The organism is Actinomycetes bacterium (genome assembly GCA_035489715.1).
Lineage (GTDB): Bacteria > Actinomycetota > Actinomycetes > JACCUZ01 > JACCUZ01 > DATHAP01.
Genome location: DATHAP010000045.1, coordinates 1 through 26,035, shown reverse-complemented (window position 1 = coordinate 26,035; position 26,035 = coordinate 1). Strand labels below are relative to the sequence as shown.

At 73.1% G+C, this 26,035-nt stretch carries 25 protein-coding genes, 1 tRNA gene and 2 pseudogenes; 12 read left to right on the top strand and 16 right to left on the bottom strand.

Features of this window, described 5'->3' with window-relative positions:
* Positions 1 to 124, bottom strand: a 124-nt coding sequence (locus VK640_04045; GenBank protein HTE72357.1) for an NAD(P)H-binding protein, incomplete at its 3' end; no start/stop codon positions are given.
* Between the two features lie 146 nt (positions 125 to 270).
* Here VK640_04045 and VK640_04040 point away from each other — a divergent pair.
* Positions 271 to 1,113 carry an alpha/beta hydrolase gene (locus VK640_04040; GenBank protein HTE72356.1) on the top strand — a complete coding sequence of 281 codons (843 nt, stop codon included), beginning with the start codon at positions 271 to 273 and terminating at the stop codon, positions 1,111 to 1,113.
* A gap of 74 nt (positions 1,114 to 1,187) precedes the next feature.
* Here the strand turns inward: VK640_04040 and VK640_04035 are convergent.
* From VK640_04035 to VK640_04015, 5 genes and pseudogenes are all read right to left on the bottom strand, one after another.
* Positions 1,188 to 1,274: transfer RNA gene (locus VK640_04035), tRNA-Ser, on the bottom strand.
* Between the two features lie 56 nt (positions 1,275 to 1,330).
* Positions 1,331 to 2,271: pseudogene (gene glsA / locus VK640_04030) on the bottom strand (glutaminase A).
* 20 nt (positions 2,272 to 2,291) lie between these two features.
* On the bottom strand, positions 2,292 to 2,729 hold the full coding sequence (locus tag VK640_04025) for a nucleoside deaminase (protein HTE72355.1): 438 nt from the start codon (positions 2,727 to 2,729) through the stop codon (positions 2,292 to 2,294).
* A 45-nt stretch (positions 2,730 to 2,774) separates the two neighbouring features.
* Entirely contained in the window at positions 2,775 to 3,230 is a 456-nt protein-coding gene (locus tag VK640_04020) for a hypothetical protein (protein HTE72354.1), read from the bottom strand.
* Between the two features lie 41 nt (positions 3,231 to 3,271).
* Entirely contained in the window at positions 3,272 to 3,760 is a 489-nt protein-coding gene (locus tag VK640_04015; GenBank protein HTE72353.1) for a tRNA adenosine deaminase-associated protein, read from the bottom strand.
* A 157-nt stretch (positions 3,761 to 3,917) separates the two neighbouring features.
* On the opposite strand from VK640_04015, the gene upp reads away from it, so the two are divergent.
* The gene (upp, locus tag VK640_04010; GenBank protein HTE72352.1) at positions 3,918 to 4,556 is read left to right on the top strand and encodes a uracil phosphoribosyltransferase; all 639 of its coding nucleotides are present in this window, start codon (positions 3,918 to 3,920) and stop codon (positions 4,554 to 4,556) included.
* A gap of 43 nt (positions 4,557 to 4,599) precedes the next feature.
* Here upp and VK640_04005 read toward each other — a convergent pair whose 3' ends face one another.
* The 3 genes from VK640_04005 to VK640_03995 are packed head-to-tail and all read right to left on the bottom strand — an operon-like array spanning position 4,600 to position 7,396.
* Positions 4,600 to 5,997, bottom strand: coding sequence for an NAD(P)(+) transhydrogenase (Re/Si-specific) subunit beta (locus VK640_04005; GenBank protein ID HTE72351.1), 1,398 nt, complete (start codon positions 5,995 to 5,997; stop codon positions 4,600 to 4,602).
* Positions 5,994 to 6,302, bottom strand: a complete 309-nt coding sequence (locus tag VK640_04000) for an NAD(P) transhydrogenase subunit alpha (protein ID HTE72350.1) — start codon at positions 6,300 to 6,302, stop codon at positions 5,994 to 5,996. Before VK640_04000 ends, VK640_04005 begins: the two co-directional genes overlap by 4 nt.
* The gene (locus VK640_03995) at positions 6,299 to 7,396 is read right to left on the bottom strand and encodes a Re/Si-specific NAD(P)(+) transhydrogenase subunit alpha (protein HTE72349.1); all 1,098 of its coding nucleotides are present in this window, start codon (positions 7,394 to 7,396) and stop codon (positions 6,299 to 6,301) included. Before VK640_03995 ends, VK640_04000 begins: the two co-directional genes overlap by 4 nt.
* A 61-nt stretch (positions 7,397 to 7,457) precedes the next feature.
* Here VK640_03995 and VK640_03990 point away from each other — a divergent pair, with 61 nt between their 5' ends.
* A complete protein-coding gene (locus VK640_03990) occupies positions 7,458 to 7,910 on the top strand; it encodes an N-acetyltransferase (GenBank protein ID HTE72348.1) in 453 nt (150 codons plus the stop codon).
* 343 nt (positions 7,911 to 8,253) lie between these two features.
* On the opposite strand, the gene VK640_03985 is transcribed toward VK640_03990, so the two are convergent.
* Positions 8,254 to 9,492, bottom strand: a complete 1,239-nt coding sequence (locus tag VK640_03985; protein ID HTE72347.1) for an NAD(P)/FAD-dependent oxidoreductase — start codon at positions 9,490 to 9,492, stop codon at positions 8,254 to 8,256.
* 154 nt (positions 9,493 to 9,646) lie between these two features.
* Here VK640_03985 and VK640_03980 point away from each other — a divergent pair, with 154 nt between their 5' ends.
* On the top strand, positions 9,647 to 10,666 hold the full coding sequence (locus VK640_03980; GenBank protein HTE72346.1) for an NAD-dependent epimerase/dehydratase family protein: 1,020 nt from the start codon (positions 9,647 to 9,649) through the stop codon (positions 10,664 to 10,666).
* A gap of 132 nt (positions 10,667 to 10,798) precedes the next feature.
* Entirely contained in the window at positions 10,799 to 11,281 is a 483-nt protein-coding gene (locus VK640_03975; protein HTE72345.1) for a hypothetical protein, read from the top strand.
* A 13-nt stretch (positions 11,282 to 11,294) separates the two neighbouring features.
* Here the strand turns inward: VK640_03975 and VK640_03970 are convergent, their stop codons facing one another.
* Together VK640_03970 and VK640_03965 are read right to left on the bottom strand one after the other, a co-directional pair.
* On the bottom strand, positions 11,295 to 13,274 hold the full coding sequence (locus VK640_03970; protein ID HTE72344.1) for an ABC transporter ATP-binding protein: 1,980 nt from the start codon (positions 13,272 to 13,274) through the stop codon (positions 11,295 to 11,297).
* Complete coding sequence (locus VK640_03965) at positions 13,271 to 15,004, bottom strand: ABC transporter ATP-binding protein (GenBank protein ID HTE72343.1); 1,734 nt, start codon at positions 15,002 to 15,004, stop codon at positions 13,271 to 13,273. The genes VK640_03970 and VK640_03965 overlap by 4 nt, the downstream gene beginning before the upstream one ends.
* Positions 15,005 to 15,114: 110 nt before the next feature.
* Between VK640_03965 and VK640_03960 the strand changes: the two are divergent.
* The 3 genes and pseudogenes from VK640_03960 (at position 15,115) to VK640_03950 (ending at position 17,733) form a co-directional block, all read left to right on the top strand.
* Positions 15,115 to 16,196 (top strand): annotated as a pseudogene (locus VK640_03960) (energy-coupling factor ABC transporter permease).
* Complete coding sequence (gene cbiQ, locus VK640_03955; GenBank protein HTE72342.1) at positions 16,193 to 16,960, top strand: cobalt ECF transporter T component CbiQ; 768 nt, start codon at positions 16,193 to 16,195, stop codon at positions 16,958 to 16,960. Before VK640_03960 ends, cbiQ begins: the two are co-directional and overlap by 4 nt.
* Before the next feature lie 5 nt (positions 16,961 to 16,965).
* Positions 16,966 to 17,733: an ABC transporter ATP-binding protein gene (locus VK640_03950; protein ID HTE72341.1), complete on the top strand. Its 768-nt coding sequence runs from the start codon at positions 16,966 to 16,968 to the stop codon at positions 17,731 to 17,733.
* A 15-nt stretch (positions 17,734 to 17,748) separates the two neighbouring features.
* Here VK640_03950 and VK640_03945 read toward each other — a convergent pair whose 3' ends face one another.
* The 3 genes from VK640_03945 to VK640_03935 form a co-directional block, all read right to left on the bottom strand.
* The gene (locus VK640_03945; protein HTE72340.1) at positions 17,749 to 18,249 is read right to left on the bottom strand and encodes an LURP-one-related family protein; all 501 of its coding nucleotides are present in this window, start codon (positions 18,247 to 18,249) and stop codon (positions 17,749 to 17,751) included.
* Between the two features lie 119 nt (positions 18,250 to 18,368).
* The gene (locus VK640_03940; GenBank protein HTE72339.1) at positions 18,369 to 19,031 is read right to left on the bottom strand and encodes a response regulator transcription factor; all 663 of its coding nucleotides are present in this window, start codon (positions 19,029 to 19,031) and stop codon (positions 18,369 to 18,371) included.
* A gap of 9 nt (positions 19,032 to 19,040) precedes the next feature.
* Positions 19,041 to 19,499 (bottom strand): CBS domain-containing protein, encoded by a 459-nt coding sequence (locus VK640_03935; GenBank protein HTE72338.1) that lies wholly within the window; start codon positions 19,497 to 19,499, stop codon positions 19,041 to 19,043.
* A gap of 161 nt (positions 19,500 to 19,660) precedes the next feature.
* Between VK640_03935 and VK640_03930 the strand changes: the two genes are divergently transcribed.
* Positions 19,661 to 20,539: a universal stress protein gene (locus VK640_03930; GenBank protein ID HTE72337.1), complete on the top strand. Its 879-nt coding sequence runs from the start codon at positions 19,661 to 19,663 to the stop codon at positions 20,537 to 20,539.
* 2 nt (positions 20,540 to 20,541) lie between these two features.
* On the opposite strand, the gene VK640_03925 is transcribed toward VK640_03930, so the two are convergent.
* Entirely contained in the window at positions 20,542 to 22,224 is a 1,683-nt protein-coding gene (locus VK640_03925; GenBank protein ID HTE72336.1) for a GAF domain-containing sensor histidine kinase, read from the bottom strand.
* Between the two features lie 66 nt (positions 22,225 to 22,290).
* On the opposite strand from VK640_03925, the gene VK640_03920 reads away from it, so the two are divergent.
* From VK640_03920 to VK640_03910, 3 genes are all read left to right on the top strand, one after another.
* Positions 22,291 to 23,385: an acetate/propionate family kinase gene (locus VK640_03920; protein ID HTE72335.1), complete on the top strand. Its 1,095-nt coding sequence runs from the start codon at positions 22,291 to 22,293 to the stop codon at positions 23,383 to 23,385.
* A gap of 112 nt (positions 23,386 to 23,497) precedes the next feature.
* Entirely contained in the window at positions 23,498 to 24,007 is a 510-nt protein-coding gene (locus tag VK640_03915; GenBank protein HTE72334.1) for a flavodoxin domain-containing protein, read from the top strand.
* Positions 24,008 to 24,086: 79 nt separating this feature from the next.
* Positions 24,087 to 25,787, top strand: a complete 1,701-nt coding sequence (locus tag VK640_03910) for an HNH endonuclease signature motif containing protein (GenBank protein ID HTE72333.1) — start codon at positions 24,087 to 24,089, stop codon at positions 25,785 to 25,787.
* Positions 25,788 to 26,035 lie beyond the last annotated feature (248 nt).

The following is a 26,035-nucleotide window of genomic DNA, read 5'->3' as shown; positions in this document are numbered from 1 at the left end:
CCTCCAGCGTGCCGAGCTTGGCCGGCCGCGACGTGGTCGCAGTCACCTGGTGACCCCGTGCCACCAGCTGCGGCACCAGCCGCTGCCCGATGGCCCCGGTGCCTCCTGCCACGAACACCCTCATGTCCGTCACCTTCCCTTTGTGCGAGATTCGGTTTCCGGTACCTGGGACGAGACAGCCCGGCCGGTTGTGACACGGACGGCGCGTCGAACCCTCTCGGGCGAAGGCATGCACCGCAGCCAACAGCCCGTGAGTGGGAGGATCCGGCCGTGCCGACCGATGTCGCCTGGACGACGCAGCGTGTGCAGGTGGACGGGAGGTCCATCTACTGCCGGCGCAGCACCAGCCCGGAGGGCCCGCCGGTCGTCCACATCCACGGCTTCGCGATATCGGGCGAGTACCTCATGCCCACGGCACGCAGGCTGTCCGGACGGTGGGTCAACGTGGTCCCCGACCTGCCCGGGTACGGACGCAGCGATCGCCATGACCACGTGCTCGACATCCCCGACCTGGCCAGGGCCCTGGTGTCCGTGCTCGACGCGCTCGGCATCGAGCAGGCTGTCCTCGTCGGCAACTCGATGGGCTGTCCCATCGGGCTCGAGGTGGCGCACACGGCACCTGACCGTGTGCGCCGCCTCGTCCTCGTCTCGCCTGCCGGTGGCGCGCACAACCAGCCGCTGCTGCGGGCGCTGGGCCAGCTGGCCAGGGACGGGGTCCGTGAGAGAGCGAGGATGCTCCCCCTCGCGGTCCCTGACTACGTCAGGTTCGGGCCGGTGAACGGGCTGCGCCTCTTCCGCGAGCTGACCCGCTACCCGTCCCTGGAACGCCTGATCAGCACCCCGGTCCCGACCCTTGCCGCCCTGGGTGGCCGCGACCCGCTCATGGCCTCGCCGGCGCGGGTCCGCGAGGTAGCCCGGCTCAGCCCCGAACACCTGACAGTCGCGCTCGTCGAGAAGGCAGCGCATGCGCTCAACTACAGCCATCCCGAGGAGCTAGGGGGCACCATCGAGCTCTGGCTGGACGATGCGCTCGCCGACGGCGCCGGCCTGCCCGACGGGGTGCGACTGGTCGTCCCGCACGGCGGCGCAGGTCGACCTCGAAGCGACCGGTGACCAGGGGACCGGCGTCAACGGCTCTGGCGGCATCCCGCGAGGCTGGTGCCCGCGTGGATGCCGCCAGATGAGGGCGGTGGCGGTGGGATTTGAACCCACGGAGGGCGTGAACCCTCACACGCTTTCGAGGCGTGCTCCTTCGGCCGCTCGGACACGCCACCGCCGGTGAGGTTACCGGACGTCGCGGCCGGTCCGGAAACAGCCGTGGGCGGCCAGGCTGCCCCTTCACGCTGTTGCCGGCAGCATCGAGCAGCGGGGCGTAGGTGCCGAGCCCGCCCTTGCCGGGCGCCGCCGTGACGATGCCGCCGCCGATGCCGCTCTTGGCGGGCAGGCCGATCCTGTAGAGCCAGTCCCCCGAGGTCTCGTAGAGGCACGCCGTGGCCATGACGGCCAGCGTGTAGCGGCAGGTCTCCGCATCGACGACGCGCTCGCCGGTCAGCGGGTTGACGCCGCCGTCGGCCAGCGTGGCGCCCATGACTGCGAGGTCGCGAGCCGTGACGGTCAGGCAGCTCTGCGGGTGTAGAGGTCGACGACGGCATCGGGGTCGCCCGCGACCCGGCCGTAGTCATGGAGCAGCCGGGCCATGCTCCGGTTGCGGTGGTTGGTCGCCGAAGCGGAGGCGTAGACGCCGTCGTCGATCGCGAGCCGCCGGCCGGCGAACCGCGACAGCCCGTCGAGCAGCAGGGCCCACTGCTCGTCCGCCTCCGCCCCGGGCACGTGACCGGCCGTCGCGATCGCGCCGGGGTCCACCATCGGGTTGGTCACGCCGTCGGACCCCTGCTCGATCGCGGACAGCGAGTTGAAGGGCAGCCCGGTCGCGTTGACTCCGACCCGGTGCCGGACCTCCTCCGCGCCCAGCGCATCGCAGACCAGCGCGAACACGAACGGCTTCGCGACGCTCATGATCGTGAACGGTGCGTCCGCGTCGCCCGCGGAGTGGGCACTCCCATCGGTCCGCACGACGCAGATGCCGAACGAATGGGCCGGCGCCTACGCGAGCGCCGGGTAGACGGTGGAGATCTCGCAGTCGGTGTCCGAGCCGAACCGGTGGTGCGCCTCGTCGACCAGCGCCTGGACCGGGTCCGCCGCGGGCAGATGTCCGGTCGACACGTACCGGTCGGGCCAGGCCGTCGCGGGACCCGTGTCTCCAGCAGGCATGGCCGGAGGCTACTGCCGCGTCACGCCTCGCGGTGCGCCCGGAAGTACGCGCGCAGCCCCTCGGCGCACTCGTCGACGAGCACGCCGCCCACGACCTCGGGCCGGTGGTTGAGCCGGCGGTCCCGCACGACGTCCCACAGCGACCCCACGGCCCCCGCCTTCGGGTCCTCGGCGCCGTACACCAGCCGATCCACCCGGGCCAGCACGATCGCGCCCGCGCACATCGTGCAGGGCTCGAGCGTGACCACCAGCGTGCAGCCCTCGAGGCGCCACTCCCCCACGGCGTGGGCCGCGGCCTGCAGCGCGCGCACCTCGGCGTGGCCGGTGGGGTCGCCCTCGGCCTCGCGGACGTTGTGCCCGCGGCCCAGCACCTCGCCGTCCGGGCCGACCACGATGGCGCCGACCGGCACGTCGTCCGACGGCAGCGCGGCGTCGGCCTCGGCGAGGGCGAGTCGCATCCAGTCGGAGAACGTCCGCAAGCTCGGTGCGCCGGCCACGACCGGTCAGCGTAGGGAGTCGAGCACCTCGGCGAAGCCGGCGGCCTCCGCCACCGTCGCGAGCGCGTCCATCGGCGGTACCTCGTCCTCGCAGATCTCCCTGAGCGCGTCGGGCGAGGTGCCGAGGTCGCCGAGCACGTCGAGGTCGCCCGCGCAGCCGTCCATGACCTCGACCTCGTCGTCGTCCGCGTCGACGTCGAGCTCGAGCAGCTCGGAGTAGGAGGACGCCGCCGCCCCCGCGCCGTCGGACACGAAGACGCGCAGGTCGTCGTCACCGTCGATGCGCACGACGGCCCACCAGGCGTCCTCGCGCTCCACCAGCATCAGCACCGGCTCGTCGTCGTCGGCGACGCTGCGAAGCTCGTCGGTGAGCTCGTCGCGGTCCTTGATGCTCTCGACGTCGACGTCGTGGGCGCGCCAGGTGCGCCCCTCACGGGCGAGGACGGCGGTGAAGTAGGACACCGAGGTCTCCAGCGGGGTGGGTCAGGTGCGGTCAGGGGCGGTCAGGTCAGGTCGTCGTCGACGACGCGGTCGAACTCGGGGCCGAAGCCGATTCGGGTGGCGACCTGGCCCAGCATCTCGTCGGGGTAGAGCTCGAGGTCGGAGCAGATCGCGGAGAGCTCCATCGCGTCCATGCCGAGGTCGGTGAAGATGTCCAGGTCGCCGGCCGGCGCCACGTGCTCGAAGTCGTCGTCCTCGGGCGGCGGCTCGCCGAGCAGGTCCATGGCCTCCTTGGCCACCGGCCACTCCCCCGAGGCGGTGACGTCCGACACCAGCACCCGAACGTCGGCGCCCTCGGGGCGCAGCGCGAGGAAGAAGTCGTCGCCGTACGAGCACAGGGCGAGCGCCGGGCCCTCCGACGGCTGCTGGCGCAGGGCGGCCACCAGGGCGGACAGGTCCTCCGCCGCCCGGTGGGGCAGCGACCCGACCCGCCAGCGCCCGTCCTCGCGGAAGGCCACGACGGCGAAGTCGACCAGGGTGTCCTCGGGCACGGTCACCTCCCTGGTCGGCCTTCTCGAGCCGGTCGCTGCGTTGGCATCGTGGCAGAGATCCGGCCGGAGCGGCAGGGGGAAGCCGGCCCGGGTGAGCGTCCTGACGGCGTACCGCCGCCCGTGCGGGACACCGGGCGCCGGGCACTAGGTTGATCGCATGCGGACCCACGTCGCCGACCACCCCCTGGTGGCGCACAAGCTCACCGCCCTGCGCGACGAGCGGACCGACTCGCCGACCTTCCGGCGGCTGGCCGACGAGCTGGTGACGCTGCTCGCGTACGAGGCGACCCGTGACGTGCGCACCGAGCCGTTCGAGATCACCACGCCGGTGGCGCCCACCACCGGCACCCGGCTGGCGTTGCCGAAGCCGCTCGTCGTGCCCATCCTGCGCGCCGGCCTCGGCATGCTGGACGGGATGGTGCGGCTGCTGCCGACGGCCGAGGTGGGATTCCTCGGGATGATCCGCGACGAGGAGACGCTGCAGGCCTCCACCTACGCGACCCGGCTGCCCGACGACCTGTCCGGCCGGCAGTGCTACGTGCTGGACCCGATGCTCGCCACCGGCGGCACGCTGGTCGCGGCGATCAACTTCCTGCTCCAGCGGGGCGCCGACGACATCACCGCGATCTGTCTGCTGGCCGCGCCCGAGGGGCTCGCGGTGATGGACGAAGCCTTCGGCTCGTCGTCGGTGCCGGTCCAGGTGGTCACGGCGGGACTGGACGAGCGGCTCAACGAGCTCGGCTACATCGTGCCCGGTCTCGGCGACGCGGGCGACCGGCTGTACGGCGTCGTCTGACCCGGGTCACGCCTGAGAGGGCTCACCACAGCCGGCCGGCTGCTCACAGTCCCTTGAGCGACTGCACCACCTTGGTCAGCGAGTCCTTCGCGTCACCGAACAGCAGCGTCGTCTTGGGGTCGTAGAGCAGCTCGTTCTCGATGCCGGAAAAGCCGGGGCGCATCGAGCGCTTGAGGAACACCACGGCCTTAGCGTCGCCGACGTGCAGGATCGGCATGCCGTAGATCGGGCTGCCGGGGCTGGAGTCGGCCGCCGGGTTGACCACGTCGTTGGCGCCGACGACCAGGGCGACGTCGGTCGAGGACAGCTCCGAGTTGGTCTCGTCCATCTCCTTGAGCTGGTCGTAGGGCACGTTGGCCTCGGCGAGCAGGACGTTCATGTGCCCGGGCATCCGGCCGGCGACGGGATGGATGCCGTAGACGACCTGCACACCCTTGTCCTGCAGTACGTCGACCAGCTCGTGGATCGTGTGCTGCGCCTGGGCGACCGCCAGGCCGTAGCCGGGCACGATGACCACCTTGCGCGCGTACGCGAGCAGGATCGCGACGTCTTCGGCGCCCGCGGAGCGGACCGGACGGGTGCTGACCTCGGTCGACCCTGCCGTCGACCCGCCCTTGAAGGCCCCAAAGAGGATGCTCACCGTCGACCGGCCCATCGCCGAGGCCATCATCCGGGTGAGGATCGTGCCCGACGCACCGACGAGGGTGCCCGCCACGAGCAGCAGCGTGTTGTCGAGCACGTAGCCGCTGGCCGCCACGGTCAGGCCGGTGAAGGCGTTGAGCAGCGAGATGACGATCGGCACGTCGGCGCCGCCGACGGGGAGCACGAACAGCACGCCGACCGCGAGGGCCACCAGGCCGAGCAGCACCAGCAGGCCGGCGTTGACGTCTCCCTCACGGGCGTCGACCACCACCCCGGCGGCGAGCCCCACGGCGACCACGATGCACGCGCCGAAGGCGACCGGCCCGCCCGGGAAGACGACCGGCCGGGTGGTCATCAGCTCCTGGAGCTTGGCGAAGGTGATGCACGAGCCGGAGAAGGAGACCGCGCCGACCAGCACGGTGAACGCTCCGGCGATCGCAGCCGTGGTCGACGCGCTCCCGGCGCCGGCGTTGAGCTCGAGGCCGGCCACCAGGGCGGCCGCCGCGCCGCCGACACCGTTGAACAGCGCGACCAGCTGCGGCATCTGGGTCATCGCGACCCGGCGCGCGGCTGGGACACCGACCGCCGTGCCCACCGCGATGGCGACCAGGATCGGACCCATGTGGTCGAGGTCCTCGGCGAGGAAGACCACCACGCAGGCGAGCAGCGCACCGGCCGCCCCGAGCCAGTTGCCCTGCCGCGCGGTCTTGGGCGAGGACAGTCCCTTGAGCGCGAGGATGAAGCAGACGGCGGCGACCAGGTACCCCAGCGCCTCCGTGGTGGGGCCGATGACGTTCACGCGTCGTCCTTGCGCCGCGCGTCGTGCCGGCCCCGGCCGAACATCTCGAGCATCCGGTCCGTGACGACGAAGCCGCCGACCATGTTGACGGTGGCGAGCACCACGGCGACCAGGCCGATCGTCACCGAGATGGCTCCGTCGGCATGACCGGTCACGATGACGGCGCCGACCAGGATCACGCCGTGGATCGCGTTGGCGCCGGACATCAGCGGCGTGTGCAGGACCGACGACACCTTGGAGACGACCTCGAAGCCGACGAACACCGAGAGCACGAAGAAGGTCAGCAGCGTCACGCCGTCGGTCATGAGTCTCCTCGGGTGACGCAGGAGGCGGCCAGGATCTCGTCGTCGAAGTCCGGCTCGACCGCGCCGTCGTGGGTCATCAGCAGCAGCAGGTTGACGACGTTGCGCCCGTAGAGCTGGCTGGCGTGCACCGGCATCGACGACGGCACGTCGCGCCCGCCCCACACGGTCACGCCACGGTGCACCACCTCGTCACCCGCGACAGTCAGCTCGCAGTTGCCGCCGCTCTCCGCGGCCAGGTCGACGACGACCGAGCCCGGCCGCATCGTCTCGACCATCGCCGTCGTCAGCAGCAGCGGAGCCGACCGTCCGGGCACGGCTGCGGTGGTGATGACCGCATCGCTGGCCGCGACGTACGGCGTCAGCAGCTCCTGCTGCCGGGCCGCGCGGTCCTCGGCCATCTCGCGCGCGTAGCCGCCCGACCCCTCGAGCGACTCCAGCCCGAGGTCCAGGAAGGTCGCCCCCATCGAGCGCACCTCGTCGGCCGACGACGCGCGGACGTCGTACGCCTCGACGACGGCACCCAGCCGGCGCGCGGTCGCGATCGCCTGCAGCCCGGCCACTCCGGCGCCGAGGACGAGGACCTTCGCCGGCGGCACGGTGCCGGCCGCGGTCATGAAGAGGGGGAAGAAGCGCGGCAGCTTCTCAGCTGCGACCAGGGCCGCCCGGTAGCCGCCGACCAGTGCCTGTGAGGACAGCGCGTCCATCGACTGCGCACGCGAGATCCGGGGCACCAGCTCCATCGCGAAGGCCAGCACGTCGTTGCCACGCAGGGTCGCGACCAAGTCGGGCTCGGCGGACACGGGCAGGAAGCCGATGGTCACCGCACCCGGCCGTAGCGTCTGCGCCTGTTCGACGGTCAGCGGGGACACCGTCAGCACCACGTCGCTGGTCGCAAGCACGCCGGGCACGACGTCAGCGCCGGCCGCGCGGTAGTCGTCGTCGGTGGCGAACGCGTGCAGCCCGGCCCCCGACTCGACGGCCACCTCGAGGCCGGCACCGGTCAGCTTGGCGACCGCGTCGGGCACCAGCGCGACACGGTGTTCGCCGTCACGCCGCTCGGCGACGACGCCGACCTTCGTGCGAGCAGTGGTCACGAGGGGTCAACCTAGGGGAAGGACCGCCGGATCCGTGCGAGGGGCACGACACTTGGTGCCCATGACCCCCCGGACCCTCTCCGTCGCGCAGGTCACCGCGGACAACGTCGAGGCGGTCCTCGCGGTCGCCCCGCGTCCCGAGCAGCTACGGCACGTCAACCCCGTCGCGTGGTACGTCGCCATGGCGGCCTACCGGGGCGTCTGGCAGCCGGTCGCTCTGGTGGGCGACGACGGTGAGGTCGTCGGCTTCGCGCAGTGGGCGTGGGACGACTCGGACTCGACCTACACGCTGGGTGGCGTCGTGCTCGACGCCCGCCACCAGGGTCGCGGCCTGGGGCGCGCGGTGCTCGACGCGCTCGTGGCGCACGTCCGCGCGCAGCCCCGGCCCGGGTCGGTCGTTCTGACGGTGCACGACGACAACGAGCGCGCCCGGGGGCTCTACCGTCGCTACGGCTTCGTCGAGACCGGCGAGGTGCTCGACGGCGAGCTCGTCATGGTGCTGCCCGACCGTTGATCCGGCTCACGCATGCCGACGGCCGGGGTGGTGTCGTCACCACCCCGGCCTCTTGTCGGGAACCGCGTGTCAGTGCGCTGTGCGGAAGGGGGAGCACCCCGCTCCGCTGCGCTCAGCGGCCAAGGCCCCGAGCGCGGCGCGCCCGACGGGCGACGCGCAGCCGCTCGATCTCGATCGCGCGCATCACGTCCTGGCTGAGTGCAGACATGGTGCTCTCCTCCTCCCGGTGCATCGGTGCTCGTGCTGTCGTGGTGCTTCGGTCCTGTCCAGCGGCCCCCTCAGGCTGCTGGACCTACCGTGCCCGGGGCCGCTTGCAGACTTCTTGCAGCCCGCTGTCAGCCGCTCAGAGCACGGCCAGCACGGCCTGCGCCGCCCGCCGGCCGGACACCAGGGCGCCCTGGATGGACGAGGTGTCCCGGTGGTCGCCGCACACGTAGACCCCGTCGACCAGCACCGGCCGCTGGAAGGGGTGCGGCGCCGTCATCGCCGGCAGCGCCTGCGGCAGGACGTACGTCGCGAGGTGCTCCCACGCGCCGGTGCCCGTCCGGTACAGCTCGGCCAGCCGGGCCCGGACGGCCGCCTCGGCGCCCTCGTGCGCGCCCAGCAGCGACGTGGACACCAGGGCGCGGCCGTCGCCGGGCCCGTAGCTCGGTGCGGCGGCCGTCAGCACGACGGTGTTGACGACCGGCGAGTCGCGGTCGGCGTCGAGCAGCAGCGTCGGCTCTCCGAGCGGGTCGTTGGGCGCCGCGTGGTAGACCGTCGTGACCGCTCGCCAGGCCGGCGGCGTGACACCGGGCACCAGGGCACCCGCAGACGTCGCGTCGGTGGCACAGACGACCGCCCGGGCGGTCACCTGCCCGGCCGCTGTGGTCACCCCCTCGGCCTCCAGCGCGGTCACCGTGCATCTCAGGTGCACCGCTCCGGCCGGCAGCCGCGCCGCCAGCTGGTCGGGCAGCCGCTGCATGCCGAGCGACGGGACGGTCGACCGCCCGCGGACGAACATCCGCAGCATCAGGTCGAGGAACCGGCTCGAGGTCACCAGGTCTTCCTCGAGGAAGACGCCGGAGAAGAACGGCCGGAAGAAGTCGTCGACGATCCGGTCGGAGAAGCCGCGCTCGCGCAGCCGGTCACGGGCTGCGACGTCGTCCGCGCCGACCAGCCGCCGGCCGTCGCCGGTGGCGACCCGGGCCGCCGTGGACGCCAGGAGCGCCCGGTCGCGCAGCGTCCCGAGGTCGGCACGGGCCGTCGCCAGCGCGCCGAGCGGGTCGCGCCTCGGGTCGGCCAGCCGCCGGCGGACGCCGTCACGGTGGACGAGCGCGCCCCGCGTGAGCTCGCGCAGGTCCAGCACGGCGAGGTCGATCTCCCGGGCGAGTGCCGGGTAGCCGGTGTTGAGCACCTGGAATCCCCGGTCCAGCCGCCACCCGTCGACGACGTCGGTGCGGACCCGGCCGCCGACCCCGTCAGCGGCGTCGAGCAGCTGCACGTCCAGCCCCGCCCCGGCGAGGCGTCGGGCCGCGACCAGCCCTGCCAGGCCGGCGCCGACGACGACCACGTCGCAGGAGGCGGGCAGCGGCTCGGTCACGGCTGCCCCCTTCCGCCTCCGTTGGCTCGGTGCTCGTCGAGACCTCGCGTGGGCACCTCGCGAGCGCCTCCTTCGCGATCATGCCCGAGCGGACCGGGCGTTTGCGCCTCGGGGGTCGGGGCAGCGGAGAGGCGGTCCGAGGAGAGGAGCGCGTGTGCGGGTCGTGCTGACGGGTGCGAGCGGCAACGTGGGCACCGCGCTGCTCCGGCGCCTGGCCGCCGACCGCCCCTACTGGTCGGTCGTGGGCCTGTGCCGCCGACCACCGACAGGCGGCGAGCCCGCCTACGACCGCGTCGAGTGGGTCCGGGCCGACCTCTCCGAGCCGGCCGCAGAGCGGGTACTGCGGGAGACTCTCTCCGGAGCGGACGCGGTCGTGCACGCCGCCTGGCTGATCCAGCCGTCGCGCGACCGGGCGCTCCTCGAGCGGACCAACGTGGGCGGCTCACGCCGGGTCGTCGACGCGGCCGCGGCAGCCGGCGTCCGACACCTCGTGCACCTGTCGTCCGTCGGCACCTACAGCCGCGGCTCGAAGGACCGTGCCGTGGGCGAGGACTGGCCCACGGAGGGCATCCCGACATCCGACTACTCCCGGCACAAGGCTGCCGTCGAACGTCTGCTGGACCAGGTGGATGCCGCAGCGGGCGGCCCGGTGGTCAGCCGGGTCCGCCCCGGCCTCGTCTTCCAGCGGGACGCGGCCAGCGAGATCGCGCGCTACTTCCTGGGGCCGTTCGTGCCCCGGCGCCTGGTCGGTGCGCATCGCGCGCCGGTCCTCCCGGTGCCGCCCCGGGCGACGTTCCAGGCCGTGCACGCCGACGACCTGGCCGATGCGCTGGTGCGGGTGCTGGACGCGCGGCTCGACGGCGCTGTCAACGTCGCCGGCGACCCGGTGATGACCCCGCGTGAGCTGGCCACGGTGTTCGCCGCCCGATGGGTGCCGGTCCCCGGTCCTGTCGTGCGGGCCGCCGCCGCCCTCAGCTACCGCCTCCACCTGCAGCCGACCAGCCCCGGCTGGGTGGACCTTGCTCTCGGGGTGCCGGTCATGTCGACGCGGCGGGTCCGCGAAGAGCTCGGCTGGCGACCGGCACACGACGTGCGGGCCACGGTCGCCGCACTGCTCGAAGGGATGGCCGAGGGCGCGGGCACGACGAGCCCGGCCATGGTCCCCGGCCGCTGAGTCGCTGACCGCTGAGTCGCTAACCGCTGAGTCGCTGACCGCTGACGTCCGGGCGGCCGTAGACGCTCTGCCGGCCTCGTCCGCTCACGGCCACGGATGCTACGTGTCGGCGTCCGCTGGCACGGTGGGCCCATGACGGATGACCGGCCCACGACGGACGCACGCCACCCGGCCGAGGTGGTCACCGGCATGGTCGACCACGTGCTCGAGCTGGCGGCCACCTGGCCGCGCTGGGACGGCCGACCCGCGGTCGTCCCGGTCGACGGCGAGGACCCCCGCACCTACACCCCGCACAAGGCGATACGACGGGTGGCCGACCACCTGCTCGACCACCTGGCCGAGCTCGACGCGCGCCGAGCCGGGGCGCCGACGCTGCCGGACGAGTGGCACGGCTCGATGGTCACCACGCCCGCCGACCTGGCCGCGTTCACCTCCGACGACCTCGACGAGGCGGCGTCCCGGCTGCGGCGGCTCGCCCAGCTGTGGGAGGTCCGGCTGCGGGCTTTCGACGACAGCGCGCTCGACGCCGCCGACGGTGCCGGCTGGAGCGCCCGCGAGCTGGCGTTCCACGTGGCCGGGTCGTCCTTCTACGCGGACTCGGTCGGTCGGCTGTGACGGCGAGCGGCCGTCAGGCCGGCTCCGCCGCCGTGGCGCCGGTGAACTGCGCCTGGTAGAGGGCCGAGTAGGCACCGCCGCGGGCGAGCAGTCCCTCGTGCGTGCCCTGCTCCACGATCGCACCGTCCTCCATGACAAGGATCAGGTCGGCGTCGCGGACGGTGGACAGCCGGTGCGCGATGACGAAGCTGGTGCGGTCCGAGCGCAGCGCGGCCGTCGCGTGCTGCACGTGCACCTCGGTGCGGGTGTCGACCGAGCTGGTCGCCTCGTCGAGGATCAGCAGCGACGGCTCGGCCAGGAAGGCGCGGGCGATGGTCACCAGCTGACGCTCGCCCGCGCTGATGTTGCTTCCCTCGTCGTCGATGACGGTGTCGTAGCCGTCGGGCAGGGCGTGCACGAACCGGTCGACGTAGGCGCCCCGCGCGGCCGCCATGACCTCGTCCTCGGTCGCTCCCGGCCGGCCGTAGGCGATGTTGTCGCGGATCGTGCCGTTGAACAGCCAGGTGTCCTGCAGCACCATGCCGATCCGGCCGCGCAGGTCGTCGCGGCGCAGCCGCGCGATGTCGTGGCCGTCGAGAGTGATCCGGCCGCCGTCGAGCTCGTAGAACCGCATGACGAGGTTGACCAGCGTCGTCTTGCCCGCACCGGTCGGCCCGACGATGGCGACCAGCCGCCCCGGCTCGACCACCAGCGACAGGTCCTCGATGAGGGGCACGTCGGGCTGGTACCGGAAGGACACGTGCTCGAAGGCGACCAGGCCGTGGGTCTCCTTCTCGAGCGACTCGGCGTCGTGGCCGTCGGGCTCCTGCTCGTCGGCGTCGAGGAGGTCGAACACGCGCTCCGCCGAGGCGACTCCGGACTGCAGGATGTTCGACACCGAAGCGACCATCGTCAGCGGCTGGCTGAACTGGCGGGAGTACTGGACGAAGGCCTGCACCTCGCCGAGGCTCATGCTGCCCGACGCCACCCGCAGCCCGCCGGCGACCGCCACCAGCAGGTAGTTCAGGTTCCCGATGAACGTGATCGCCGGCAGGATGAGGCCGCTGAGGAACTGGGCGCCGAGGCCCGCCCGGTAGAGCTCCTCGTTGCGCTCGCGGAAGACCTCCTCGGCCTCGTCCTGCCGACCGAAGACGCGCACCACGGCGTGGCCGGTGAAGCTCTCCTCGATGTGCGCGTTGAGCCGCCCGGTGTGTGCCCACTGCTGGACGAACAGGGGCTGCGACCTCTTGGCTACCAACCGGGTCACCACCACCGACAGCGGCACCGAGACCAGGGCGATGAGAGCCAGCAGCGGCGAGATGATGACCATCATGGTGAGGACGCCGAGCAGCGTGAGCAGGGCGTTGAGCATCTGGCTGAACGTCTGCTGCATCGTCTGCTGCACGTTGTCGATGTCGTTGGTGACCCGGCTGAGCAGCTCGCCCCGCGGCTGGGTGTCGAAGTAGCGCAGCGGCAGCCGGTGCAGCTTGTCCTCGACCTCCGACCGCAGCTGGTAGGTCGCCCGCTGCACCACTCCGGCGAGGACCAGCCCCTGGGCCAGCATCAGCAGCGAGGCGACGGCGTACAGCCCGAGGGCGAACATCAAGGTGTTCGCGAGCGCACCGGTGTCGATGCCCTGCCCGGGGGTCACCGTCATCCCGGAGAGCAGGTCGGCGAGGCCGCCCTCCCCACGGGCCCGCAGCGCCGTCTCCGCCTGGGCCTGGGTGATGCCCGACGGCAGCTGCCGGCCGATGACGCCGGCGAAGATCAGGTCCGTCGCCCGGCCCAGGATCCGGGGGCCGACGACCGCGCAGCCGACGCTGCCGACGGTGAGCGCCACCACCATGCCGACCCGTGCCCGGTCCGGGCCGAGGCGCCTCAGCAGACGGCGGGCAGAGGGCCAGAAGTCCATCGACTTCTCGGCGGGCATCCCTGCATTGACGAGCATCGCCCCCGGACCGCGCGCGGCGGGCGGCGCCGCCGGGCGCGGCGGCGCCGAGGGCGGGGTGCTCACGCCACCGCCCCGGCCGGCTGCTGAGACTCGACGATCTCGGCGTAGGCGGGACACCGTTCGAGCAGCTCGGCGTGCGTGCCCAGGCCGACGACGGCGCCGTCGTCGAGCACGACGATCTGGTCGGCGTCGACCACCGTCGACACCCGCTGCGCCACCACGACGACGGTGGCCGCCCGGGTCAGCGGCCGCAGCGCCGCCCTCAGCCGGGCGTCGGTGCCGAGGTCCAGCGCAGAGAACGAGTCGTCGAACAGGTAGACCTGCGGTGCGCGCACGAGCGCGCGGGCGATGGCCAGCCGCTGGCGTTGCCCACCCGAGAAGTTCGTGCCGCCCTGGGCGACCGGCGCGTCGAGGCTCTCCGGCAGCGCGGCGACGAAGTCCGCGGCCTGCGCGACCCGCAGGGCCTCCCACAGCTCCTCGTCGTCGGCCTCCGGGCGGCCGTAGCGCAGGTTGCCGGCCACCGTCCCGGTGAAGAGGTACGAGGTCTGCGGGACCAGGCCGACCACCTGGTGCAGGACGGCCGGGTCCAGCTCGCGCACGTCGACCCCGCCCACGAGCACGCTGCCGCCGGTGACGTCGATCAGCCGCGGCAGCAGAGACACCAGGGTGCTCTTGCCCGAGCCGGTCCCCCCGACCACGGCGGTCACCTGGCCCGGCCCCGACCGGAAGCTGACGTCAGTCAGGACCGGCGCCTCGGCACCGGGGTAGGTGAAGGAGGCGGCGCGCAGCTCCAGGGTCGCCGGCTCCCGGACGTCCGTGACCGGCGTGGTCGGCGGGACGACCGACGAGTCGGTGTCGAGCACCTCTCCGATCCGCTCCGCACACACGGCGGCCCGCGGCACCAGGACGAGCATGAACGTCGCCTGCATGATCGACATGAGGATCTGCATCAGGTAGCTGAGGAAGGCGGTCAGCGACCCCACCTGCATCTGCCCGCTCTCGACCCGGTCGGCCCCGAACCACAGGACCGCGACGCTCGAGACGTTGAGCACCAGCAGGACCACCGGGAACATGAACGCAAGCAGGCGCCCGGCTCGCAGCGCGACGTCGGTCAGCTGGGTGTTGGCGGCGCCGAAGCGCTCCCGCTCGGCCGGCTCGCGCACGAAGGCACGAACCACCCGGATGCCGGCGATCTGCTCGCGCAGCACCCGGTTGACGCCGTCGATGAGCTTCTGGATCTGCCGGAACAGCGGGACCATCCGGCTGACGACGACGCCGATGGAGGCGACCAGCACGGCGACGCTGACGACGATCAGCCACGACAGGCCGAGGTCCTCGCGCAGGGCCATGAAGATGCCGCCCACGCACATGATCGGGGCCGACACCATGACGGTGCAGGTGAGCAGGACGAGCATCTGCACCTGCTGCACGTCGTTGGTCGTGCGGGTGATCAAGGACGGCGCGCCGAAGCCGTTGACCTCCCGCGCGGAGAAGGTGCCGACGCGCTGGAAGACCGCCGCCCGGACGTCCCGCCCGAAGCCGAGCGCGGTGCGCGCGCCGAACCACACGGCCGCGACCGTCGCGGCCACTTGCACCAGCGTCACGGCGAGCATGACCACGCCGACCCGCACGATGTAGGAGGTGTCGGCCTTGGCGACCCCGTTGTCGATGATGTCGGCGTTCAGGCTCGGCAGGTAGAGCATCGCGAGCGTCCCGACCAGCTGCAGGACTACGACGGCGCGGATGGGCGAGCGGTACGGCGCGAGGTACTCGCGCAGGACCCGGACCAGCACCGGCAGAACCCCTCTCCCCGACGACCTGTCCAACCTTGCCACTGCGGCCTGACGACCGCCGCTATTGCAAACAACTTGCAATTGCGGGGAGTCCGCTACAGGATCGAGGCATGCACGTACCCGACGGATTCATCGACGCGCCCGTCTCGGTCGGGGCAGGGGTGCTGGCTGCGGCAGGAGTGGCGGTCTGCCTGCGCGGCGCCCGGCGCGAGCTCGACGACCGCACTGCGCCGTTGGCCGGGCTGGTGGCCGCCTTCGTCTTCGCGGTGCAGATGCTGAACTTCCCGGTCGCGGCGGGGACGTCCGGGCACCTGCTCGGCGGTGCACTGGCGGCGATCCTCGTCGGCCCTTACACCGGGGCCCTGTGCGTGGCCGTCGTCCTGCTCGTGCAGTCGCTGCTCTTCGCCGACGGCGGTCTGACCGCGCTGGGGGTCAACGTCGTCGACATGTCGCTGGTCACCGTCGTCGTCGGCTGGTTCGTCTTCCGCGCCCTGATCAAGGCGCTGCCGTACAGCAAGCGCGCCGTCACGGCGTCCGCCTTCGTCGCCGCCCTCGTCTCGGTGCCGGTGTCCGCCCTGGCATTCGTCGGGTTCTATGCGATCGGCGGCACCACCGACGTGTCGCTGGCCGCGGTCACCACGGCGATGGTCGGCGTCCACGTCCTGATCGGGCTCGGGGAGGCGGTCATCACCGCGCTCACGGTGGGCAGCGTCGTCGCGGTCCGGCCCGACCTGGTGGCGGGCGTGCGCGACCGGCTGCCCACGCTCGACCTGCGCCGCCCGGCCGTCGCGGCCGCGGCACCGGCGCCCCGGAGCGGAGCGTGAGCCGCCGCGCCCTGGTGCTGGTGGGTCTGCTGTTGGCGGTCGTGCTCGCCGGCGGGGCGAGCTACTGGGCCAGCAGCGCACCCGACGGGCTGAACAAGGTCGCGGCCGACCAGGGCCTCGACAAGGGCGCCAAGGACCACCAGCTCGACGACTCGCCGCTCGCCGCCTACGAGACGGACGGCGTCGGCGACGGCCGGCTCTCGGGGGGCCTCGCGGGTGTCGTGGGCGTGGCGGTCACCTTCCTGCTGGTCGGTGGGCTGGTGTGGGGCGTACGTCGTCGCAACGCCTCGACGGACGCCACCGACGCGCCCGACACGGCCACCGACGGCCGCGACAGCGACGACGACCGGGAGCCGGCGCGCCCGTGAGCGACGGCCACGCGCACGCTCTGTACCTGCCGCGGGACACCGTGGTCCACCGGCTGCCGCCGCAGTGCAAGCTGGTCGCCGTCCTGTCCTTCGTCGTGGTCGTGGTGGCCACGCCGAGGGACGCCTTCTGGGCGTTCGGGGTCTATGCGGTGCTGCTCGTCGCGGTCGCCGCCGTGGCGCGGGTCCCGGCGCCGACCGTCCTGCGGCGGATGGTCGTCGAGGTGCCGTTCGTGCTCTTCGCCGTCCTGCTCCCGTTCGTCGCGCACGGGCCGCGGGTCGAGGTGCTCGGGCTGTCGCTGAGCGAGTCGGGCCTTCTCGGTGCCTGGAACGTGCTCGCCAAGGCCACCCTCGGCGTCGTCGCCTCGATCCTGCTGGCCGCGACCACCGAGCCGCGCACCCTGCTGCTCGGCATCGAACGGCTCCGGCTGCCCCCGCTGATGGTGCAGATCATGTCGTTCATGCTGCGCTACACCGACGTCGTCGGCGCCGAGATGGCTCGGATGCGGGTGGCTCGCGAGTCGCGAGGCTTCCGCGGCCGCGACATCCGGCAGGCCAAGGTCGTCGCGCACTCCGCGGGCGCGCTCTTCATCCGCTCCTACGAGCGCGGCGAGCGGGTGCACCTCGCCATGTTGAGCCGGGGCTACACCGGCACGATGCCGGCGATCCACGACATCGGCGCCGACCGCGGGCAGTGGGCCACCGCCGCCGCCCTGCCGGCGCTGGCGGTGCTGGTGTCGGTGGCCGCGTGGACGGTGGGAGGGTGACCGCCGTGGACCACGACCGCTCCGCCGTCCCGCCGTCGCTGGCGGTGCGCGACCTGGCCTTCGCCTACCCGGACGGCCACCAGGCGCTGTTCGGGGTCGACCTGACCCTGCAGCCGCGGGAGCGGGTCGCCCTCCTCGGCCCCAACGGCGCCGGCAAGACGACGTTGGTCATGCACCTCAACGGCATCCTGAAGCCCGGTCACGGCACCGTCGAGGTCGCGGGGCTGCCCGTCGAGCCGGACAGCTACCAGGAGGTCCGGCGCCGGGTCGGCATCGTCTTCCAGGACCCCGACGACCAGCTCTTCATGCCGACCGTCCACGAGGACGTGGCGTTCGGCCCGGCCAACCTCGGGCTGCGCGGCAACGAGCTCGACGAGCGGGTCGACGAGGCGCTCGACTCGGTCGGGATGCTCCACTTCCGCGACCGCCCGCCGCACCACCTGTCCTACGGCCAGCGGCGGCGGGTCGCCGTCGCCACCGTCCTGGCGATGCGCCCGGAGATCCTCGTCCTCGACGAGCCGTCCAGCAACCTCGACCCGGCCAGCCGCCGCGAGCTCGCCGAGATCCTGCTCCGGCTCGAGATCACCACGCTGATGGTGACCCATGACCTGCCGTACGCCCTCGAGCTGTGCCCGCGCGCGGTGATCCTGGCCGAGGGATCGATCGTCGCCGACGGCGCGACTCTTGACGTGCTCTGCGACGAGGACCTGCTCCGGGCGCACCGGCTCGAGCTGCCCTTCGGCTTCGACCCGCACCACGTCGCGCTGACCTGACCGGCTGCCTCTGTCTCAGCCGCGCGCCATCGCGTCGACGCAGACCGTGATCGCCAGGATGAGCGGGGCGTCTTGGCCCGCAGCCATCTGGACGCCGTAGGAGTCGCGGACGCGGAACCACTTCTTCGACACCGTCGCCACGGTGTCGCCGTCTCTTTCGATCTCGTACTCGTGGTCGACGACGTTGCCGTGAGCCTTGAGGTCCGGCGCGCCGTCGACCTCGATGATGTAGTGGTCGCGGATGCCCAAGAGGCGCTTGTGCACCGTCGCCTTCGTGCTGCCGTGCTCGATCGTCATCTTGTCGCGCACGCTGAGCTTCTTCTCCTGGATCTTCGACACCTCGTTGCCGTTCGTGTCCTCGAGGATGAAGGTGTCGCGCATCCGCAGAGCCTTGCCGTTCACCTTGTAGACCTTGGAGCCGCCCTCGTCCTCGATCCAGAAGTCGTCACCGATCGCCATCAGCTTCTGGCGCATCTGGAACTTGGGACCGTCAAGGCCCCGGTGGCGAAGCCCCATCGTCGTCTCCTCAGTCGCGCCCGCACCGCCCGGCGCGTTCATTCTTCGTCCGGCCCGCCGAGCGCGCCTCACCCTGGTCAGGTGATCAGGCGGCTCACCTGAGGCCGGGGGGTTGGTGCTCAGTCCTGCTTGAGGTGCTTGGTCGCGAACACCGCGGCCTGGGTGCGCCGCTCGAGGCCGAGCTTGGCGAGCAGGTTGGAGACGTAGTTCTTGATGGTCTTCTCGGCGAGGAACATCTGCTCGGCGATCTGCCGGTTGGTCAGCCCCTGCCCGATCAGCTCCAGCAGCCGGCGCTCCTGCTCGGTCAGCGGGGCGAGCGCGTCGTCGACCTCGGGGCCGCGACGCAGCCGGTCGAGGACCTGCTGGGTGACGGCCGGGTCCAGCAGCGACTGGCCCGAGGCCACCCGGCGCACCGCGTCGACCAGGTCGTTGCCGCGGATCTGCTTGAGCACGTAGCCCGAGGCGCCGGCCATGATGGCCGCGAACAGCGCCTCGTCGTCGTCGTACGACGTCAGGATCAGCGCCGACGTCCCGGGCTCGCGGGACCGGATCTCGCGGCACACGTCGATGCCGGAGCCGTCGGGCAGCCGGGCGTCGAGGACGGCCACGTCCGGCCGCAGGGCGGGGATGCGGCGGGTGGCCTCGGCGGCGCTGCCCGACTCCCCCACGACCTCGATGTCGCCGTCGCTCTCGAGCAGGTCCTTGAGCCCGCGACGGACCACCTCGTGGTCGTCCAGGAGGAACACCTTGATCCGCGTGGGGACCTCGTCAGGCTCGGCCATGACTCCTGTCTACCGTCCCACCGGCGTACGCGCACGCCGTACTCGCCGGTCGGGCTCCGCCGGGCCGGCCGCCACGAGGGCGCGCAGCAGGTCGACCGCGGTCACCAGGCCGGCCACCCGGCCGTCGTCGCCGATCACCGGCAGGGCGTCGGCCCGCTGCCGCAGCAGCGCCTGTGCGGCCTGGTGGACGGGGGTGTCGCGGTGGATGCTGGCCGCGCGTGCGGGGTCGCCGAGCAGCACCTGGCCGATCGTCGTGCGGCGCATCCGCAGCGCGTCCCCGACCCACTCGGCGGCCAGCAGCCGGTCCTCGAGAACCCCGACGACGGCGTCCGCCTCGTCGAGGACCACCAGGTGGCGCAGGCCGGTCGCGGTGAAGCGGTCCATCGCCCGCCACAGGGTGTCACCCGTCCGCACGACGACGGGCGGCGACGCCATGACGTCCGCGACGAGGGGGCCAGTGTCCTGCACGTCTCGACGCTAGGTCGCCCCCTCAGGACGCGGGACGGCCGACGGTCGTGCGGCCGGGGGACTTTGGTCCCGGGCCGACGAGGCTGGCGGCTCTTACCGGCCCTCAGCGGGCGGCGGTGTGCTGGGAGCAGAGCGAGACCGACTCGGCCGAGGAGGCAGCGATGAACAGGCCGGTGATCATCGGTTACGACGGCAGCGAGGGCGCAGGGACAGCCGTGGAGTGGGGAGCGGCGTACGCCGCCCGGCACGGTGCTCCCGCGCACGTGGTACGCGCGTTCGAGCCGCACATGTACGACGTCGGCCTGGCCGGCGGGTACGTCGCTGGGGACGTCGAGGCGCTGCGGGCGGCAGCCCGCGACCAGCTCGAGCGGCTGGCCGCCGAGGCGGTCGAGCGGCACCCGGGCCTGATGGTGACGACGTCTCTGGAGCGCGGCGTCGCCCAGGAGGTGCTGGTCCGCGAGTCGCTCAGGGCTCGCGCACTGATCCTGGGCTCGCGCGGCACCAGCTCGTTCTCCACCCTGCTGGCGGGGTCGACCACGATGCACGCCGCCACCCACGCGCACTGCACGGTCATCGCCGTGCCGGGGGAGATGGCGGTGCCGGTCGGCGGGCAGGTCGTGGTCGGCGTCGACGGCTCCGAGCTGTCGGAGGCCGCGGTGGCCTTCGCCTTCCAGGAGGCCGGCGAGACCGGCGCGCCGCTGGTCGCGGTGCACGCCTGGCTGGACCCGGCGGTGACGTCGGCGCTCGGCTCGGTCCTCCCACCGTTGGACGACCCGGTCCGGCACTCGGAGGGCCAGGACGTGCTGCTCGCCGAGTCGCTCGCGGGCTGGTCGGAGAAGTACCCCGACGTCGCCGTCACCCGCCGCGTCGTCCACTCGCACCCGGTCACCGCACTGGTCGACAGCGCGGCGGGAGCCCGGATGCTCGTCGTGGGCTCGCGCGGACACGGAGCGGTGCGCTCGCTGCTGCTCGGCTCGGTGAGCCACGGGCTGCTGCACCTGGCCCGGTGCCCGGTCGCGGTGGTCCGCCACCACAACTGAGGTCAGTGACGCTCGACCGGCACCGACCAGCGGACCGTCGTGCCACCGGCCGGCCGGGCCACGAGCTCGCACCGTCCGCCGGCTGATGCTGCGCGCTCGGCCATGTTGCGCAGCCCGCTCGTGCGCACGCCCTCGGGGATGCCGACCCCGTCGTCGGTCACGGTGAGCACGAGCTCGTCGCCGACCGCGAGGCTGACGTCGACCGACGACGCCTTCGCGTGCCGGGCCGCGTTGGACAGCGCCTCCCTCAGCACGGCCAGCAGGTGGGGGCGCACCTCGTCCGGCACGGCGCTGTCCACCGGGCCCTCGGTGTGCCAGGTCGGCCTGAAGCCGAGCACGACCGCGTGCTCCTCGAGGATGCTGCCGAGCTCGGTGCGCAGGTCCACCATCTTGCCTCGGCCGCTGCCCAGCTCGAAGATGGTGTGCCGGATCTCGCGGATGGTGACGTCGATGTCGTCGACCGCCGTGGTGATCCGGGTGGCGACCTCGGGCTTGGTGGCCATCCGGGCCGCGTTCTCCAAGGTCAGTCCGATCGCGAACAGCCGCTGGATGACGAGGTCGTGCAGGTCGCGGCCGATCCGGTCGCGGTCCTCGTAGACCGCGAGCCGGGCCCGGTCCTGGCGCGCGCTGGCCACCTGCAGCGCCAGGGCCGCCTGCTCGGCGAAGGTCGCCGGCAGCAGGACGTCGCCGGACAGCGTGGACTCGTCGCCCCTGGTCCAGGCCAGGGTGAGCACGCCGGTCAGGGACGCCTCGGCGCAGAGGGGAAGCGCTATCACCCGGGTGAGGTCGTCGCGGTCCAGCGGGGGCTCGCGGTCGGGCACCGCCGACGGGTCGTCGAGGACCACCTCCTCGCCCGTGCGCATGACTGCCGCAGCCACACCGGAGTCGGCCGGCAGGATCGCCCCGAGGCAGCCGCCGTCCACCTCGCCCGACACGACCTCGACGACCAGCCGGTCCGCGTCCTCGTCGACCAGCGCCACCGTCGACAGGTGGGCTCGGGAGACCTCACGCGCCCGGTCGGCCACCAGCTGCAGCACCTCCTCACGGCTGATGTCGCCGAGCAGGGCGGTGGTGATCTCGGCTGCCGCCTCGAGCCAGCGCTGGCGCCTGGCCGCCTCCTCGTAGAGCCGGGCGTTCTCGATGACCACGCCGGCCGCGGCGGCGAGCGCGACGGCCACCCGCTCGTCCTCCTCGGTGAAGCCGCCCTGCTTCTCGGTCAGGTAGAGGTTGCCGAACACGGTGTCCCGGATCCGCACCGGGACCCCGAGGAAGGTGCTCATCGGCGGGTGGTGCGGCGGGAAGCCGTGGCTGCGCGAGTCGTCCCCGATGACGTTGAGGCGCACGGGGTGCGGGTCGTCGATGATGGCGCCCAGCAGCCCGTGCCCGCGCGGCAGGTCGCCGATGGCCCGCCGCTCGTCGTCGGTCAGGCCCCAGGTCACGAACTCGCGCAGCCGCCGCTCCACCCCGAGGTCCGTCGTCGCGAGCACCCCCAGGGCGGCGTACCGTGCCCCGACGAGCTCGCTCGCCGTACGCACGATCCGCTCCAGGACGCTGGGCAGCGAGAGGTCGCCCGCCAGCGCGACGACCGCCTCGAGCAGCCCCTGCAGGCGGTCGCGGGCGTCCACGACCTCGCCGACCCGCCCGAGGACCGTCTGGAGGAGCTCGTCGAGGTCTTCTCCCGGCACCTGACACCTTTCCGCCACGCGGGGCGCGGGGTTCCCCCGGCCGTTGGTCTTCGCCAGGGTAGGCGGGTGCGCGTCCTCACGGTCAACACCGGCTCGAGCAGCGTCAAGCTGCGTGTCCTCGACGCCGACGACACCCCGCTCGCCACGGTCGACACCGTGCCCGACGACGTCGGCCCGGCGGTGACCGCGATGCTCGGAGACCAGCCGGTCGACGCGGTGGGTCACCGCGTGGTCCACGGCGGCCCGCACCACGTCGACCCGGAGGTCGTGGACGACGCGCTGCTGGCCGACCTGCGCGAGCTGGTGCCGCTGTCCCGGCTGCACCAGCCGGTGGCCGTCGCGGCGATCGAGGCCGTCCGCGCCGTCCGGCCCGACCTGACGGCCGTCGCCTGCTTCGACACGGCGTTCCACGCCGGCCTGCCGGAGAGCGCCCGGACGTACGCCGTCCCACAGGACTGGCGGGACCGCTTCGGGCTGCGCCGCTACGGCTTCCACGGCCTGTCGTACGCCGGGGCGAGCCGCCGGGCCGCAGAGCTGCTCGGGCGGGACGACGCCCGGCTCGTCGTCGCGCACCTGGGCTCCGGGGCGTCGCTCGCAGCCATCCACGGCAGCGACCCGGTCGACACGACGATGGGCTGGACGCCGCTGGAGGGCATCGTGATGGCCACCCGGTCCGGCAGCGTCGACCCGGGCGTCCTGCTCTGGCTGGTCGGCCAGGGTCACCTGAGCGCGGACGAGGTGCTCGACGGCATCGACCGCGAGGGCGGCCTGCTCGCGCTCGCGGGCACGAAGGACATGCGCGAGGTGCTCGAACGGTCGTCGGCCGGCGACCCGCGCGCCGTCCTCGCCCTCGAGGTCTACCTGTACCGCCTGGTCGCCGGTCTCGCGGCCATGACCGCCGCGCTCGGCGGCATCGACGCCCTGGTGTTCACCGGCGGCATCGGCGAGCGGTCCGCGGAGCTGCGGCGCCGGGCGGTCGCCGGGCTCGCCTTCCTCGCGATCGACATCGACGGCGGCGCCAACGAGCGGCTCGCCGCCCTCGACGGCGGCGGCGCCGAGATCACCGGCGCGGGCTCCCGGGCCCGCGTGCTGGTCATCGCGGCCCGCGAGGACGTCGAGATCGCCCGCGGGGTCCGCGCTGCGCTCTCCGGTCGCAGCTGAGCTGCCGACGCGGGCCGGACAGAGGCCTTCGGACCCGCGCCGGACCGGCCGTTCGACCCTGCTCAGGGTGCCGTCGCGGCCTAAGGCTGAGGGGGACCGGTTGGAGGACGACATGAGGGTTCTGGTGACGTACGCGTCCAAGCACGCCGCCACCGCGGGCATCGCCAAGGCGCTCGGCACCGTGCTGCGCGAGGAGAGCGACCACGGGCTGGACGTCGACGTCTTCCCGGTCGACGAGGTCGCCGGCGTCGAGGACTACGACGCGGTCGTCATCGGCAGCGCGGTCTACATGGGCCGGTGGATGGAGACCGCCCGCGGCCTGGTGCGCCGCAACGAGAAGGCCCTGCGCGGCCGCCCGGTCTGGCTGTTCTCGAGCGGCCCGCTGGGCGAGCCGGCGGTGCCCGCCCAGGACGCGGCCGACGCGACCGACCTGGCCGAGAAGCTCGGCGCCCGCGCGCACCGCACGTTCGCCGGCAGCCTGCGTCGCGCCGAGCTGGGCCGCGGCGAGCGCCTCGCCGTCCGCCTGGTCAACGCGCCCGAGGGCGACTACCGCGACTGGCTGGACATCCGGCACTGGGGCGAGGAGATCGCCGACGCGCTCACCGCACCCGTCGAGGTCTGACGCGGCGGGTTCTCCCATCGGCTGATCGTCCGCGCTGCTGTCCGGGTTTGTGTCCAGGGTGAGTTCTAGCGTTTCCGACATGGACGACCCCGACCTTGACGGACCACCCGCGGACCGATCTCCCGTCCAGCCGCCACCCGACGATTCGTCAGCCGACGACCCGTTCGCGGGCGTGGAGAGCGCAGAGCTGGCCGACCGGCTGAGCACGGTCGCGGCCACCGTGGCGGTGGCGGAGTGTGAGTTCCTGGACCTGCTGGGCGAGTTCGACGCCCGAGAGGGCTGGGCCGAGTCGGGTGGTCTGCGGTCCACGGCGCACTGGCTGTCCTGGCGGGTCGGATACCGGCTCGGGGTGGCACGGGAGAAGGTGCGGGTGGCCAGGGCGCTGCGCCGACTGCCGCTGCTGCGGGCGACGTTCGCTCAGGGCCGGCTGTCCTACTGCAAGGTGCGCGCGGTCTCCCGGGTCGCCACGGCGGAGACCGAGACCGAGCTGGTCCAGATCGCGCTGGGCGCGACCGGCGCCCAGCTCGAGACCGTGGTCCGCACCTGGCGGCGCACCCTCCTCGGCGAGAGCGGCGCCGCCTCGCACGCCACCCGGCGCGTGCGGCGCCGGGTCGAAGAGGATGGCTCTGTCGTCTTCACGATCCGACTCACAGCCACCGAGGCACCGCTCCTCGACAGCGCGATGGACCTGGGTTGCCGAATCCTGCTGGACGAGAACGGCAACCTCGTCGAGACCCCTGAGGAGCAGCTGCTCGCCGACGAGCTCACCGACGACCCGCCTGCCGTGCGCGCCGAGGCCGACGCCGTGGTCCTCCTCGCGGAGTCCTTCCTGGCTGCCGCACCCCGAGGCGAGGCCGGTGACCGACACCTCGTGGTCGTCCACGCCGACCTGGAGGCCGTCGCCACCGCAGCGGCCGACGAGACGGCTCGCGCCGACCGCGCCGCCGGTCAGCGCCCTGCGCTGCCAATGGCCAGCGGCACCGACGATTCCGCGGAAACGCATGCCGCCGCCACCGACGCGAGCGTTTCCGCGGAAACGCCCGCATCCCGGGGCGCCGACTCCTGCGGTGGGCCGCTGCGCCCGGGGGAACCGGTCCACCAGGCAGCTGTGCCCCGTCGCGGCCCTACCGCCTGGGTCGACGCGGCCAACGGCACTGGCGGCGGCCAGCCGATCTCGCCCAGCACCGTGCTCCGGCTGCTGTGCGGGGCTCCGGCCCAGCTGCTAGTGCGCGCCACCGACGGGCACACCTTGGACCTGGGCCGCACCCGCCGCCACGCCGACCGCCGACAGCGCCGGGTGCTTCGGCTGCGCGACGGTGGCCGCTGCCGGTTCCCCGGCTGCACCAGCAAGGCCCGGCTGGTCCCGCACCACACCCACTGGTGGTCCCGCGGGGGGCGTACTGACCTGGACCTGCTGGTGTCCCTCTGCCCCGCCCACCACCTCGCGGTCCACGAGCTCGGCTACATCGTCCGCGCCTTGGGCCGCGGCAGGTTCGCGTGGCGCCAGCCCGACGGCACCGAGATCCCCACTGTCCCGGAGGTAGGCGCGGGCGCCGGTTTCGAGGGCTCCCAGCGCGCGCCGTCCGGTCACCGACGGTCCCGCACCGACCCGCCCTCGCTGCAGCCCACCTGGGGCGGCGAGCACCTCGACCTCGACCACCTCCTGACCGGGTGGGCCGCCAACCTGCTCAACGCCGCCGGCCACCGCCTTCCCGACCTGCGCGGTGATCAGCTCGACGTCGCCCTGCGTGAAGCCGCCGGCGTCTCCCCCGCCGCCTGACCAACCTGGCATCCGCACCGGGGCGCGCCCGCTTGAAAGCGCGGGGCGGGACAGCAGCCGGTGCACGGGCCGGCTGACCTGGATCGTAGTCTCCGGTGCGTGCCGACCGACGACGCCTTCGCGGACGTGCTCGCGGCCAACGAGCGGTTCGCCGACGGGTTCGCGCTCTCCGCGCTGCCCGGCACCGCCGCCCGCGGGTTGGCCGTGCTGACCTGCATGGACTCGCGCATCGACCCGTTGCGGATGCT

What these genes read in the sequence shown, in the direction of transcription:
- VK640_03915 (HTE72334.1), top strand. Translation starts at nt 23,498, where the DNA reads ATGAGGGTTCTGGTGACGTACGCGTCCAAGCACGCCGCCACCGCGGGC.
- VK640_03990 (HTE72348.1), top strand. Translation starts at nt 7,458, where the DNA reads ATGACCCCCCGGACCCTCTCCGTCGCGCAGGTCACCGCGGACAACGTC.
- VK640_04000 (HTE72350.1), bottom strand. Translation starts at nt 6,302, where the DNA reads ATGACCGACGGCGTGACGCTGCTGACCTTCTTCGTGCTCTCGGTGTTC.
- VK640_03910 (HTE72333.1), top strand. Translation starts at nt 24,087, where the DNA reads ATGGACGACCCCGACCTTGACGGACCACCCGCGGACCGATCTCCCGTC.
- VK640_03945 (HTE72340.1), bottom strand. Translation starts at nt 18,249, where the DNA reads ATGGGGCTTCGCCACCGGGGCCTTGACGGTCCCAAGTTCCAGATGCGC.
- upp (HTE72352.1), top strand. Translation starts at nt 3,918, where the DNA reads ATGCGGACCCACGTCGCCGACCACCCCCTGGTGGCGCACAAGCTCACC.
- VK640_03975 (HTE72345.1), top strand. Translation starts at nt 10,799, where the DNA reads ATGACGGATGACCGGCCCACGACGGACGCACGCCACCCGGCCGAGGTG.
- VK640_03940 (HTE72339.1), bottom strand. Translation starts at nt 19,031, where the DNA reads ATGGCCGAGCCTGACGAGGTCCCCACGCGGATCAAGGTGTTCCTCCTG.
- VK640_04025 (HTE72355.1), bottom strand. Translation starts at nt 2,729, where the DNA reads ATGCGACTCGCCCTCGCCGAGGCCGACGCCGCGCTGCCGTCGGACGAC.
- VK640_03930 (HTE72337.1), top strand. Translation starts at nt 19,661, where the DNA reads ATGAACAGGCCGGTGATCATCGGTTACGACGGCAGCGAGGGCGCAGGG.